At 58.7% G+C, this 13,964-nt stretch carries 11 protein-coding genes and 1 riboswitch; of the genes, 2 read left to right on the top strand and 9 right to left on the bottom strand.

The genetic code is table 11. From position 1 onward, the window contains the following. Positions 1-3: 3 nt before the first annotated feature. From atzF to GOB81_RS04785, 8 genes are read right to left on the bottom strand one after another with little or no spacing between them, the layout of a single operon-like run. On the bottom strand, positions 4-1,809 hold the full coding sequence (gene atzF, locus GOB81_RS04820) for an allophanate hydrolase (RefSeq protein ID WP_173569223.1): 1,806 nt from the start codon (positions 1,807-1,809) through the stop codon (positions 4-6). 17 nt (positions 1,810-1,826) lie between these two features. Further along, the gene (gene uca, locus GOB81_RS04815; protein ID WP_173569222.1) at positions 1,827-5,375 is read right to left on the bottom strand and encodes an urea carboxylase; all 3,549 of its coding nucleotides are present in this window, start codon (positions 5,373-5,375) and stop codon (positions 1,827-1,829) included. A gap of 18 nt (positions 5,376-5,393) precedes the next feature. Next, entirely contained in the window at positions 5,394-6,038 is a 645-nt protein-coding gene (locus GOB81_RS04810; protein WP_173569221.1) for an urea amidolyase associated protein UAAP2, read from the bottom strand. A 17-nt stretch (positions 6,039-6,055) separates the two neighbouring features. Further along, positions 6,056-6,859: an urea amidolyase associated protein UAAP1 gene (locus GOB81_RS04805; protein WP_173569220.1), complete on the bottom strand. Its 804-nt coding sequence runs from the start codon at positions 6,857-6,859 to the stop codon at positions 6,056-6,058. A gap of 47 nt (positions 6,860-6,906) precedes the next feature. Then, complete coding sequence (locus GOB81_RS04800) at positions 6,907-7,386, bottom strand: CopG family ribbon-helix-helix protein (RefSeq protein ID WP_173569219.1); 480 nt, start codon at positions 7,384-7,386, stop codon at positions 6,907-6,909. A 12-nt stretch (positions 7,387-7,398) separates the two neighbouring features. Beyond that, positions 7,399-8,322, bottom strand: coding sequence for an ABC transporter ATP-binding protein (locus GOB81_RS04795; protein ID WP_173569218.1), 924 nt, complete (start codon positions 8,320-8,322; stop codon positions 7,399-7,401). Then, the gene (locus tag GOB81_RS04790; RefSeq protein ID WP_173569286.1) at positions 8,322-9,284 is read right to left on the bottom strand and encodes an ABC transporter permease subunit; all 963 of its coding nucleotides are present in this window, start codon (positions 9,282-9,284) and stop codon (positions 8,322-8,324) included. Before GOB81_RS04790 ends, GOB81_RS04795 begins: the two co-directional genes overlap by 1 nt. 18 nt (positions 9,285-9,302) lie before the next feature. Continuing rightward, on the bottom strand, positions 9,303-10,289 hold the full coding sequence (locus GOB81_RS04785; protein WP_173569217.1) for an ABC transporter substrate-binding protein: 987 nt from the start codon (positions 10,287-10,289) through the stop codon (positions 9,303-9,305). A gap of 315 nt (positions 10,290-10,604) precedes the next feature. Between GOB81_RS04785 and wrbA the strand changes: the two genes are divergently transcribed. Next, a complete protein-coding gene (wrbA, locus tag GOB81_RS04780; RefSeq protein ID WP_173569216.1) occupies positions 10,605-11,204 on the top strand; it encodes an NAD(P)H:quinone oxidoreductase in 600 nt (199 codons plus the stop codon). Position 11,205: 1 nt separating this feature from the next. Here the strand turns inward: wrbA and GOB81_RS04775 are convergent, their stop codons facing one another. Then, positions 11,206-12,135, bottom strand: a complete 930-nt coding sequence (locus GOB81_RS04775; RefSeq protein WP_173569215.1) for a LysR family transcriptional regulator — start codon at positions 12,133-12,135, stop codon at positions 11,206-11,208. A 528-nt stretch (positions 12,136-12,663) separates the two neighbouring features. After that, positions 12,664-12,818: riboswitch (FMN riboswitch) on the top strand. Between the two features lie 95 nt (positions 12,819-12,913). On the opposite strand from GOB81_RS04775, the gene ribD reads away from it, so the two are divergent. Then, positions 12,914-13,960, top strand: a complete 1,047-nt coding sequence (ribD, locus tag GOB81_RS04770; protein WP_173569214.1) for a bifunctional diaminohydroxyphosphoribosylaminopyrimidine deaminase/5-amino-6-(5-phosphoribosylamino)uracil reductase RibD — start codon at positions 12,914-12,916, stop codon at positions 13,958-13,960. The last annotated feature ends 4 nt before the right edge of the window (positions 13,961-13,964 follow it).

Below are 13,964 nucleotides of genomic sequence, written 5' to 3'. Positions count from 1 at the left end.
GCTTCAGTCTTTCCCAGCCAGATAGGCGCGCCAGCCGCCAGTCGCAGTGATATCCGTGCCGCTTCGGGCAACGGATTCAGCACACAGGAAGCTGCTGACTTCACGACCATCCTCAAGAGTGATGCGTCCGATGGACATCGGCTGCGGCACGCTGGCGACAAACCGACCGAAACCGGCAGAGTCGAGCTCGTAGATCTCGATCTCCAGTCCCGCGCCCACGAAGCCGGGTTCACGCACCAGACCCGGCTTAGGCGGCACGGAATTCGCCAGCGCAAAGAGACGATAATCATGGGCGGTGCGCGTCGTCTCACGCAGGACGGCGTGTTCCTGCTCCAGCTGCCAGTGAAGGGGCAGCCCTTTGAGATGGGCTCCCACAACGGCGAGACGCACGGAGCCGGGTGACATCGCCTCGGCGGGTGGGACAGGCCGTGGTGGTTCGCTACGGGCCGCACCGGTGTTTTCGCCGACTGCCTGATGAAAACGATCTGCAAGGAGGCTTACATCGTGGTCCGCGAAAGCCGGAGCAACGAACGTGACGCCGAAGGGATGTCCGTCCTTGCCGAACCCGGCAGGAACGGCACATGCCGACATATCAAGAATATTTACGAAATTGGTGTAGGTGCCGAGCATACTGTTGGCAGCGACCGGCTCGGCGATCACTTCCTGCTTTGTCACGATGCGGGGGGCGGTCGGCATCAGCATGACATCGAACTGCGTCCACATCCGCTCCGCGATCTGCTGTAGTCCATGCTGGCGGTAAATGGCTTTGAATACATCCGCCGCCGTATAGCGTTCCGCTCCCGCGATGATGCCCGCGACGGTGGGGTCCATGTCTGCCTTGTGCTGCGGGTAGAAATCCCCAAGCGCAGTCAGACGTTCGACGACGAAGGGTCCGCTATAAAGAAGCTGCGCGGCTTCCTTAAGGGGAGCGAAGTCGATTTCAACCGGTGTTCCACCAAGATGCATCAGTGTCTGTATGGAATTTTCGTAAAGTGCGGCATTCCCTGCATCTCCGTCGAAGAAACGCTCGGATTCAGGCAGGATGCCGAAACGGAAGCTGTCCAGTGGTAGGCGGTGCGGCGTCATGCTGCGGGAATAGGGCGCGCGTGAATCCGGTGCGGCGGCAATTTTCTCCACGCGCAGGGCATCCGCGACGCAACCAGTGAAAATCGAGATGCAGTCAAGTGATTCACAGGCCGGGATCAGCCCGTACGTGCTCAGAACGCCACGCGAGGGTTTCAGTCCGACGATGTTGTTGAACATGGCCGGAACACGCCCCGAGCCTGCGGTGTCGGTGCCAAGCGAGAAAGACACGAGCCCCGCAGCCACCGATACGGCGGAGCCGGAACTGGAGCCACCTGAAACACAGGCCGGATCGAACACGCAGGAGGGCTGCCCATAAGGGGACCGCATGCCGACAAGGCCTGTGGCGAACTGATCGAGATTGGTCTTGCCGATCACGATCGCCCCTGCCGCTTCCAGCCGTTTTACGACTTCCGCGCTCTCGGATGGCTCAAAGGCGAAGGCGGGGCAACCAGCGGTGGTTTGCAGCCCGACCACATCGATATTGTCCTTGACGGCGAAAGGGATTCCGTAAAGCGGCAGATCGGTGGACGAAAGGCCATCGAGTTCTTCAGCGCGGGCAAGAAGATGGTCGGTGGAAAACAGGCTGATCCAGACTGCGGGGTCTTTCTGTTGATAGGCCTCGATCCGGCCAGTGATCTCACGGATCAGGTCGGAGGGACGAAAATCACCCGAACGATAAGCCGCAAGGAGATCATCAATCTGCAACATGTCTGGCAGCGTCATGAGGGTTTCTTTTCTGATCATGATGAGGTCTGGTTCGTGTCGATGACCATGATCCGTTCGCCGCCACGGACTTCCCGTCCTTTGCGGCACAGGATGTCCGTCACGGTGCCGGAAGCGGGAGCGGCGATTTTCATTTCCGTCTTCATGGACTCAATGATAGCCACTGTGTCACCCACCTTCACGGTGTCGCCGATCGCGACCGGTAGTTGCCAGATGCTGCCCGGAACGGGGCTGTCCACACTCATCCGGCCTTCCGGCAAAATGCTGTCATCGGCCTGAGTGGTGTTGGGAGCCTCTTCGAACGTATCAAGACCTTTGGCGATCCAGTCCTGACGCTCTGCCTCGAAAGCAGCCTGTTGGCGTGCCTTCGCATCGGCGATCTCATCCGCGTTGGCTGACAGGAAAGCCTTGTAGTCTTTCAGGCTGAATGTGGTCTCCTCGATCTTCACGGGGAAGCGACCATGAGGAAACGCGGCGCGTGCCTCCATCAGTTCGTCATGCGAGACTGGATAGAAACGGATCTGATCGAAGAAACGCAGAAGCCAGGGCGTGCCTTTTTCGAAAACATCCGTGCTACGCCATGTGTTCCATACCTGAATGGTGCGCCCGAACAACTGGTAGCCGCCCGGTCCTTCCATGCCGTAGATGCACATATAGCTGCCGCCGATGCCGACGACATTGTCCGGCGTCCATGTACGGGCCGGATTGTATTTCGTGGTCACCAGACGGTGGCGCGGATCGACCGGCGTGGCGACGGGCGCGCCGAGATAGACATCGCCCAGACCCATGACGAGGTAGGAGGCGTTGAAGATGATATCCCTGACAGCCTCTTCCGATGAAAGACCGTTGATGCGCCGGATGAATTCGATGTTCGACGGGCACCAGGGCGCGTTCGGGCGCACTAGCTCCTGATAGCGCTGCATCGCCAGTTGTGCCTGCTCGTCATTCCATGAGACGGGCAGATGGATGATGCGGCTCGGCACCACGATGTCATCGTCGTTGGAAGGGAGCGCCTGCTCGATGCCGTACAGGGTTTCCAGAAGGGCAGCGAGCGTGATGACGTCGGGGTTATAGTGAATCTGTAGCGAGCGAATGCCCGGCGTCAGGTCGATGATCCCTTCCACACCACGCCGCCGGATCGCTTCCAGCATGAGCTGCACACGCAGCCGCAGCGGAATGTCCAGAATGGGCGCACCGAATTCGAGCAGCAGGTAACAGTCGCCTGCACGGCGATAGACGACCGGCACGTCGCCTTCCGACCGGAACAGGATCGGCTCGATGGCATCAATCGGCGCAGGCAGGAAACTGACACTCAACGGCTGAGCCTGCACCCGCCGGAAGCGGATTTTATCGCCGGGATGAAGCTGGCCCATCTTCCACAGTTCATCGCGGGTCAGCACGGCGGGGCAGACGAACCCGCCGAGGCTCGGTCCGTCGGGGCCGAGCAGGATGGGCATGTCACCCGTAAAGTCGATGGCGCCGATGGCGTAGGCGTTATCGTGAATGTTGGATGGATGCAGTCCGGCTTCGCCGCCATCCGTGCGTGCCCAGCGCGGTTTTGGCCCGATCAGGCGTACGCCAGTGCGGGCGCTGTTGAAATGGACTTCATATTCGCTGGAAAACAGATCATCGATGTCTTCGTCACGGAAGAAATCAGGTGCGCCATGCGGACCGTAGAGAACGCCCAGTTCCCACGTATTGGTAAAGTCCGGCCGTTCGTTCATCGGAATGGCAGCTGCTGTCAGCGTGCCGCCCTCTGGCCGGAAGCGCAGGACATCGCCGGTGCGCAGTTGCCCGGTGGCATGGCCGCCGAACTGGCCGAGCATGAAGGTCGAGGCTGAACCGAGGTAAAGCGGTGCATCAATGCCGCCCTGAATGGCGAGATAGGTTCGGTGTCCCGGTCCCTTGATCTGGCCGAGAGAGAGGGTCTGGCCTGCCCTGATCGCAACGGGTTCCCAGTAGGGCACGGGTGTCCCGTCCAGCGTCGCTGTCATGGTCGCGCCCGCAAGGCCGATAACGGCGGCAGCGTTGAAGCGCAGGACCGGACCCGTGACGGTCAGTTCAAGGGCGGGTGCGCCTTCCGCATTACCCACAATCCGGTTCGCAAGACGAAAATTCCGGTCGTCCATCGGGCCGTTGGGGGGCACCCCGACATCCCAGTAACCGATGCGTCCCGGCCAGTCCTGCACGGTGGATTGCAGGCCGGGTGAAACGACTTCGATGGTGGTGGGCACATAGGTGAATGTATTGAGCAGGCCGGTATAGACCTTGCCGGCGCGGACAGCGGGATCGGCGGTGATGGCCCGGAGATAGTCGAGATTGCTCTCCAGCCCGCCAATGCGGGTGGCCACCAGCGCGTCATGCAGGGCGCTGAATGCCTCATCCCGCGTTGCTCCCCGGGCGATCACCTTGGCGATCATGGGATCATAATACGGCGTGACTTCCGTGCCGGTTTCAACCCAGCCGTCCACACGCACGCCGGGCGCGAAACTCACTTCCGTCAGCCGTCCGGTGGAGGGGCGGAAGTTTTCAGCCGGATTTTCGGCATAGATGCGTGCCTCGACGGCAGCACCTTTCGGAATAAGGCTTTCCTGTGCAGGCAGGATGAAATCACCATTCGCCTGCCGCACCATCCACTCGACGAGGTCGATGCCGTAAATCTCTTCAGTGACACAGTGCTCGACCTGAAGGCGGGTGTTCACTTCAAGGAAGCAGAACTGGCCGCTTTCCGTATCGTAAATGAACTCGACGGTGCCAGCCGATTCATAGGCGACGGCCGAGCACAATGCCTTTGCGGCGGTTCGCAGGCTGAGGCGGGTTTCCTCGCTCAGGTCCGGTGCGGGGGTCTCTTCGATGACCTTTTGGTTGCGCCGTTGCAGGGAGCAGTCACGTTCGCCGAGTGTGAGAATATTGCCTTTGCCGTCACCGAAAATCTGGACCTCGATATGACGGGCGCAGGCGATGAACTTTTCAAGAAAGACGCGGGCATCTCCGAAATTGTTGCCGCCGAGGCGCGAGACGGCTTCGAAACAGGCGCGCAATGCGGCTTCGTCGTTACAAACCTGCATGCCGATACCGCCACCGCCCGCCGTGCTCTTGAGCATGACAGGATAACCAATGCGGGATGCAGCACTTGCAGCTTCGTCGGCGGAGGTGAGGATATCGGTACCGGGCAACAGCGGCACATTGTTCTGTTTCGCCAGATCGCGGGCGGTGTGCTTCAGTCCGAATGCCCGCATATGTTCTGGCCGCGGGCCGATGAACCGGATTCCACGTTCGGCAAGCTTTTCGGCAAATTCTGCGCGTTCACTGAGAAAGCCATAGCCCGGATGAACGGCCTGCGCGCCGGTGCGCTCGCAGGCATCCAGAATGGCGTCCATGCTCAGGTAACTCTCGCTGACCGCCGAAGGGCCGATCAGAACAGCATCATCCGCTTCCAGAACGGGCGGTGCGAACCGGTCGGCTTCTGAACAGACCGCGACGGAAGCAATCCCCATCCGGCGCAGGGTACGACCCACGCGCCGGACGATTTCGCCACGGTTGGCGATGAGAACCTTTGTGAACATAACGCTTTTTCCAGACTGTCAGGCGGAAACGTAATCGCCGATGATGACGCGGATCGGTGTGGGCGTGAAACCGTTGCAGGGGTTGTTCACCTGCGGACAGTTGGAGAGAACGACCAGCGTGTCCATCTCGGCCCGCAGATCAATGAAGCCACCGGGATCGGAAAGACCATCATCAATCACCAGCGCGCCATTCTGCAGGATGGGGACGTTCATGAAGAAGTTGACGTTGTTGACGATGTCACGCTTGCTCATGCCGTATTTCTCAACTTCCAGAAGGAAGTTTTCACGACAGGCATGCATGTATTTCGTTTCGTGGCCGAAGCGCACGGTGTTGGACTCGCAACTGCATGCACCGGCCAGCGTATCGTGGCGACCACAGGTGTCCTCGACAACGCTCATCAGAACATTGCCTTCATTGGAATACAGTTTCGCGCCCTTGTCGATATAGGCCGCACCCTGACTGACCAGCGTGTCCTGTGCACTGTAGCGCTCATGATAGGCATGGGCATTGTAGAAAAGGGCATCGACGGCCTGCTGGCTTTCCAGATCGATGATACGCAGAACCTGTCCCTTGCGCACGATGCCCGACCAGGGGCGACGTGCAGGAATGACCTGATCCAGATCGATTTTCGAAAAAGCCTGTTCAACGGGAAGTAGTGTCATGAGTTCTGTCTCCTCGCTCAGGCGAACAGGGGATCGGTATTTTCGAAGCCGCGCTTTGCTTCATCGCAGAATGTGCGGCAGAAATCGTCGGCGGCGGGGAGTGGGGCCTGCCAGCGCACGGCTTCGATCGGTTCGGGTACGCATGTCGTGTCTGGGCTGAGAGGATGGTAACAGTTCGAGACAGCGACAAGAAGGTTCATTTCGGCCCGCAGATCGACATGCTGGCCGGGTTTTACATCCCCCTCGATCCATTTGAGGCGGCCGTCGGCCTGCGCACTGACATGGGAGAAGAACGTGATGCAGGAGGCAACATCCTTTTGTGCCATGCCATATTTTCCTGCAATCAGACGCAGATTGTTGCGGGTGTTGCGCAACGACGCGTCGTCGAAATTTTTCTCGTTGCTCTGCGGCGTGCTGCCACCGACGAGTGTGTCGCTGTAACCGCAGCTATCACCGATGATGGAGGCCAGCACACGTCCCATGTCGGAAAACAGCACGCGACCCGTCGTGAGGCAGGTGGTCCATTGCAGCTTGATGGTATCGCCGGCGTTGTAGCGTTCGCTGAAATCATCAGCATTCCAGACCATAACGGAAACGCCGTTATTGCCACTGCTGTTGATCAGCCGCAGTGCCTGTCCGCGCGGAAGAAACGTGCTCCAGTACCATCCACCCGGAATCGTTTCGCGATGCAGGACGCTGCTCTCCGTCATGTCGATCGGAGCGACGGCAGCACGCGACATGGTTTCTGTTTCAAGAGCCTTGTCGCGCAGGCTGTTATATCGTTCGCGATACCACTCAGGAGTTTGCTGATCGATTTGCATGTCTGTGTCTTTCCGAATGTCCGGGATGTGTTTGTCGTGCAGATGTTTCAGGGCGTGTCGATTTCAAGCGGCGGTGGTCGTCCCTTTTCATGCACAGGCGGGATCAGCGAGGCGATCAGGTGCAGCCGTCCGGAAATGACGCCCGACAGCGTGACGAGATGGTTTGTGATCTCCTGAAGTTTTCCAACCTTTCCCTGCACGAGAAGGACTTCGAGTGTCTGGCGGCGGATGAGATTGACGTGCAGCGAGCTGATGACCTCGGCAAGATTTTGATATTGCAGTTCAGCAAGTTTCTGTTGAAGACCGGTCGCCGCATTGTTGTAGAAAAGTAGAATGACACCGGCCATCAGCTCATCTTCATGATCGTGATGACTGGCGAGCAATTCCTGATGCAGGATGCTTTGCACGGCCTGTGAGCGGCTGGCGTACCCTTTCTCGGCCACCATCGCATCCAGTTCCCGAAGAATGGCGGGCGGCAGAGAAATGCTGACCCGGCTGACCTGTTCCTTCGTTTCCTTGTCGCTCATGGCGTATTCTCCTTACTCGGCCTTGTCGCTCACGAGAGTGAGGAGCGGAATATCGAGCTCCACATCTTCATCGGCGCTATCGTCGGCATTCGGGCCACTGGAGCGGATCAGGGCTTCCAGATGGGCTTTCGTCGCCAGAAATTCTCCCGCAGTCATCTGAGCAGCACGTCGTGGTCGGGAGAGAGGAACTTCGATGACCTCTTCCACCCTGCCCGGACGCGGTTGCAGAACCAGAATCCGGTCGGCAAGATAGATGGCTTCATCGAGATCATGCGTGATGAAGACAATAGTGATGTCAACCTTGCGCCAGATCTCCATCAGATAGTTCTGCATCCGCAGGCGTGTCTGCGCATCCAGCGCACTGAAGGGTTCATCCATCAGCAGCACACGGGGCTGTGCCGCGAGTGCACGGGCGATCGCCACGCGCTGCTGCATGCCGCCGGAAAGCTGATGCGGCCATGCCTCGGCGAACTGTTCCAGCCCGATCATCTGCAACCACTGCATGGCCTGACGCTGGGCTTCGCCTTTTTCCGTCCCGCTCATCTCAATGCCGAACATCACGTTCTGGCAGACGGTGAGCCAGGGAAAGAGCGTATATTTCTGAAAGACCATGCCGCGATCAGGCCCTGGACCCGTCACGGGGCGTCCGTCCACGAGAATACGCCCGCTCGTACCTTCCTCAAGACCGGCCAGAATGCGGACGAGGGTGGATTTTCCGCAACCGGAAGGGCCGACCACGCAGATGAATTCGCGCTTGTGAACGCCGAATTCTATATCTTCCAGCGCAACCGTCGGATTTTTCCGACCACCAAAAACCTTGCCGAGATGGTCGATCTCAAGAACCAGCTCGCGCTCTTTGATGACCTTCATGCGGGCGGCAACATCCGCAGGCAGGTCGCGGTAATCGGGAAGATTCGGTTCCTGTGGTGTGGTCATCACACGTTCTCCCGTTTCCACGTAAAGAGGAAGCGCGCCAGAATGCCGAGCAGCATGTCGGTGCCGAGACCGGCAATCCCGATCAGGGCCATGGCGGCATAGACGTTGTCGAAATGCTGGTAACGGGCCTGCTGGGTGATGAACCACGTGATGCCCGATGATGTGCCGATCAGTTCGGCAACGATCAGATAGGTCCACGCCCATCCGAGCAGGATGCGCTGGTCGCGGTAGAGATCCGGCAGAATGCCCGGCACGACGACGCGGAACAGCAGCCGTGGCCCTTTGGCGCCAAGGGTTCTTGCTGCTTCGATCAGGGCGAAATCCAGCTTGCGTGTGGTGTTGGAGATGACGAGAATCTGCTGGAACAGCGTGCCGATGACGATGATCGCGATCTTTGGGGCGTCATAGATGCCAAGGATGGCGACGGCCAGTGCCCCGAAGGCCGGAGCGGGCAGATAGCGGAAGAAATCGACGGACGGTTCCACCAGCCGCGCGAGGGCGGGCAGCGCACCGCACATCACGCCCAGAGGCACGCCAATGGCAGAGGAAATGACGAAACCCCAGAAAATGATCTGGATACTGTGCCAGAACGCCTGTGGAATCGATTTTTCTGTTCCGCCACCGACCGGGTTGGTGAACGCATTGATGAATGCGCTCAGCACGTTGCCGGGGGAGGGGAGATAGACGGGGTTGGCCGGGATGCCTTGCGGCACCTTCTGCCCGTGCGCCTGCATCTCTTGCACGGCCTTGCCGAAATCGGCCCGGTTCAGGCGCATGCCGGTTTCGAGATAGTCCTCGTCACCCGCATCCGTGATCAGGATCTGCGGATGCCAGAGGAAGGGAAGGTAACTTACGGCACTCCACGCCACGAGCGGGAGAATGATGGCAAGGACAGCGAGAATGCTGCGGGATGACCCGTCAACCTTGCCGTAAAGCTTCCATGCGGATGTAAAGCTTTTCATCATCTCCCCCCGCGGTGCTTATTTGGAAGCGCTTATGAAGGACGGATCGATATAGCTGCTGATGTTCTGTTTGGTCTTGTAAACCTCATACCGCACATTGAAGGAATCCGAGACAACGGTTGACCCGTAAAGGGAGGTCAGACCATCGCCTTTTTCAAAGACTTTTTTGTCGTCGGAAAGCGTCAGGAGGTGAGTGCCCTTGAGGAAGCGCTTATAGTGTTCCGGCGTAACGCCAGTGCGTGTCGCCATGATTTTCAGGGCGTCCGGCTGCGTTTTCGGATCCTGGATATAAGCGACGACACGGTCCCACAGCGTCACCAGCTTCTGCCACTGTTCGCGGTTGTCCTTCAGACTTTGCGGATCAACCAGCAGGGTGTCGTAGATCAGGCCCGGCGCTTCATGAGACGAGAAGATCGTACGCGATCCGGGCACCATGTGGAGAGCCTGACCTGAATTGGGCTGCCATGCCGCGATGGCAGCGACCTCGCCCGAGGCGAGAACCTGTGGCGTCTCGTTGGTCTTGGTATTGACCAGCTTGACGTCCTTCTCGTCCAGACCGGCTTTCTCAAGCGCTTTCAGAAGCAGCAGATGGTCGACAAGACCTTCCTCGACAGCAATGGACTTGCCCTTCAGCTCCTTGACCGAGGTGATGCCCGGCTGGGCGACGATCATGTCATTGCCATCCGAGTAATCGGTGGTGAGGATCATCTCCCCCTTGTGGCCGTTCGCCCCGGTGACGAGGGCATCGCCGTTGGTGGCAGTCACGGCGTCGATCTTGTGCGCGGCGAACGCATCCAGAGAGGCGCTGTAATCGAACCACTGGAAGTCGGCATCGATCCCGGCTTCTTTCAGCCACCCTTTGTCGATGGCGACCTGCCAGGCGACCCAGCCAGGCCAGTCACTGTAACCGATATGGAGGGTTGCGGCGGACGCCGCGCCGGTTGTGGCGCACACGGCGAGAACGCCAGCGAGGAGAGTGTTTTTCAGAGAGGAAAACGGGCGCATCGAAGCTCCAGTAATACTGAAAGCGAAAATCGTATTACCCATTATTATCCGATGCTGAATTTCGTTTCCACAAGAAAATGTTGCTTAAGTGAAATTGATTCGGCGTTCAGAGGCTCTTCCGACGCTTGTCGCCTGTTTTTCAACGAGATTGGAAAAGATTTCCTTGAGCAGAATTCGTGCATTGAGGGGAGCTGACTCGTTATGAGACCCGCGAATCGGGATAAAAAATCGGCAGGGCTGCCTTTCCTGTTTTTGTCTGTCGTCGGCAGGATGACCCGGTATTGTGCTTCTTGACAGTCACCAGAGGAGACAGGAATGACCAGAGTTCTCGTTCTTTATTATTCGTCCTACGGTCATATTGAGACGATGGCTCATGCCGTTGCGCAAGGCGTTCGGGCCGATGGAGCCGAGGTCGATGTGAAGCGGGTGCCTGAACTGGTGCCTGAAGCCGTGGCCAAAGCGAGCCATTTCAAGCTTCAGCAGGACGCGCCTTTCGCGACCGTCAGTGATCTTGAGAACTATGACGCCATCATCGTGGGTGCGCCGACGCGTTTCGGTCGTGTCCCCTCGCAGATGGCGAATTTCTGGGACCAGACCGGCGGGCTGTGGGCCAGAGGGGGCCTCGTCGGCAAGGTCGGTGCTGCCTTCACCTCGACGGCCAGCCAGCATGGCGGGCAGGAAACGACGCTTTTTTCAATCCTGAGCAACCTGATTCATCATGGCATGGTCATCACCGGTCTGCCTTACAGCTTTCAGGGGCAGTTGAACGTGACTGAGGTGGCGGGCGGCTCACCTTATGGCGCGACCACGATTGCGGCAGGAGACGGTTCCCGTCAGCCGAGTGAAATCGATCTTGATGGTGCGAAATTCCTTGGCGGCCATGTCGCGGGCATTGCGAAGAAACTGCACGGTTAAGTTAGTCGTTCTTCCCTGCGTTGCTCTGTGTCCAGGGGGCGGTTGAAAACGCTTCGACGAGATAATCCAGAGCGGCCGTCACGCGGAGCGGGCGGCCAGCGCCGGGAGGCGTCACCAGATAGATTCCGATTGATGGCAGTTGCCAGTCGGGCAGTAGCGGCACAAGACTGCCGCTCTCCAGCCCGCGCCAGATCATGAATTCCGGAAAAATCCCGTAACCGAGGCTCGCCTCCAGCGTCGGCAGGAAGGCCTCGGCATTGTTGGCTCGGATCAGCGGATTCTGAGAAAACAGGACGGTTTGACCCGCGCTGTTCGACAGTTTCACACACCCCGGCTGGTTGGCATTTGTGTAGACAAATCCCTTGTGGGGCGCGAGATCGTCAGGATGGGAGATCGGTCCCGCCCGCTCCAGCCATTCTGGCGTGGCCACCGCCAGCAGGCGCACGGAGCAAAGTTTGCGGACTCTGAGTGTGGAATCCGCAAGGGACGCGATGCGAATTCCAAGGTCGAAACCCTCGGCCACCAGATCAACGAGTGAATCGCTGAAATTGATATCCAGTTCCAGCCCCGGGTAAAGCCGCAGCAGCCGAGGCAGCATCGGCGACAGGTGGTGGGTGCCGAATGTCATCGGTGCTGCGATGCGGACGACGCCGGAAGGGATGCTCGTGCTGTCACGCACTTCAGTTTCGGCCGCCTCTGCATCCGCCAGCATCCGACGGGCATGAGTGAGCGCCTCCCGGCCTGTTTCGGTGAGCGAAAGTTGTCGGGATGTGCGGCTGAACAGGGAAATGCCCAGCTGCATCTCCAGACGGGTGATGGCTTTGGAAACCGTGGGCGTGGAGAGCTGGATGGCTTCGGCTGCACGCGCGAAGGAGCCATGCTCGGCCACCTTGGCAAAGATTGCCCAGGCTTCGAAATCCGGCAGGCGCATGACGCTTATTTCTCCTTCAGAGCCGAAGCGGGCGGCACCGGTGATGGCACCGGCGGGGATATTCGTCCAGTTGTCGTGTGCGCCTTCTTACGAGGCGTCTGCCGCAGGCGTCTCAGTAAAAGCGAACTGAAATGTCGGTTCGTGGAAGATTTCCATGCAGCAGTTTTTATTGAAGTCAGCGTTGTCAAAATAGGCAACTGTTTAGACATACATTTTGTATTTCAGGTTTGAGGGGAGGGGTAGGAAACCTTCTCAGAGAAATTCTGACCGAATCTTCTTTAGTTAATTCTGGATATCCAAGTTCTTGGGTCGTCGATTTATTTATAGAATTCATTTTATTGTATAGTTCTAAATATCCACGATTTTCTGGTCATCTTCACGATGTGCTCATCAAGAGCGGATGCTTTGTAATCTTTGCACGATAAAAAATCCTATTTTATGAGAGAACTGGAAAAATCGATAAACCGTGAAGTGACACTTTAAGAAAAGTGAGTTGCTTTTCTCCCCGTAGTAACCCCATATTGAAGTCAGCGTTCTCAGGGCGGGGTGTAATTCCCCACCGGCGGTAATCGGTTCTGCAAGGAATCGGAAGCCCGCGAGCGCCTGTTCCGCAAGGGGCAGGGTCAGCAGATCCGGTGAAACTCCGGAGCCGACGGTCATAGTCCGGATGAGAGAGAGCGACGGAGTGAATGCAGGCGCTAGTAGTGCGTCCTGTAGCCTCGACCGTGTGTCCGCCCTGAATCGACGAGTGTTTTGTGTCGTTTTACGGACGGAATGAATGACCGGTCGTTTAGTCTTTGAGCAGGTATCAAAAGCGTTTCGTGCGGCGGTGGACGAGGCGCGTCGTTTTGTCGGCGCGACCATGCCAAACCCGCCGGTGGGGTGTGCCCTGCTGGATGAAAACGGCACGATTCTGGCTGTGGGCGCCCATCATCGCGCGGGGAGCGGCCACGCCGAACGGAACGCATTGCGCCTGTGTGCAGAGCGTGGCCTGACCGATCGGATCACCACGGCGATCGTCACACTTGAACCCTGTAATCATACCGGTCGCACACCCCCCTGCACTGAAGGGCTGCTGGCAACACCTGTCAAAACGGTGTGGATTGCCTGTCCGGATCCTAACCCGAAAGTGGCGGGTGGTGGGGCTTCGCGGCTGGAAGCCGAAGGCCGGGAGGTGCGCTGGCTGGAACGTGAGGTGACACGTATCCCTGCTGGTCCCCTTCTGCTGGCACAGTGTCGCGGCCTTATCGCTCCTTTCATACGGTGGAGTGTCGAGGGAAAGACCTGGCTGACCGTGAAACAGGCGGTCAATATCGACGGCCTGATGACGCCGCCCCCCGGTCGCACAACTTTCACGTCCCGGCAGGCGCTTGATCTCGCCCATCGCCTGCGCCGTGCGACGGATGCGGTCGTCACGGCGGGTGGGACCGTACGTGCCGATCTGCCCGGACTGGATGTCCGGCGTGTTGAAGATCACGTCAACCGACCGCAGCGGATGCTGGTCGTCTGTTCCCGCACAAAAGACGTGCCGCGGAACTGGCTGACAGTCGCCGAGCGGCGGTTTGATGTGATTTTTTCCGATTCCATTGAAGATGTCCCGAAGCGCCTCGCTGAAGCGGGGATGTTGTGGGCGCTTGTCGAAGCCGGACCGACCCTGCTGGGCGAGATACGTAACCGCAGGCTGTGGGACGACTGGCTGCGGATTGCCGTGCGTGCGGACGGGGACGAGGATTTTTCGGTGGAACGGCGTCATGACGCGACACCGCTGGCTCTGTTCGATGAGTTGGCCGGGCCGATCGCCGCCATTCAGCCTGATTTTGTGTGAGAGG

It is taken from the genome of Acetobacter conturbans, assembly GCF_011516755.1.
Lineage (GTDB): Bacteria > Pseudomonadota > Alphaproteobacteria > Acetobacterales > Acetobacteraceae > Acetobacter > Acetobacter conturbans.
The sequence above is the reverse complement of the archived record's forward strand: the minus strand, read 5'-3'. Positions and strand labels throughout refer to the sequence as shown.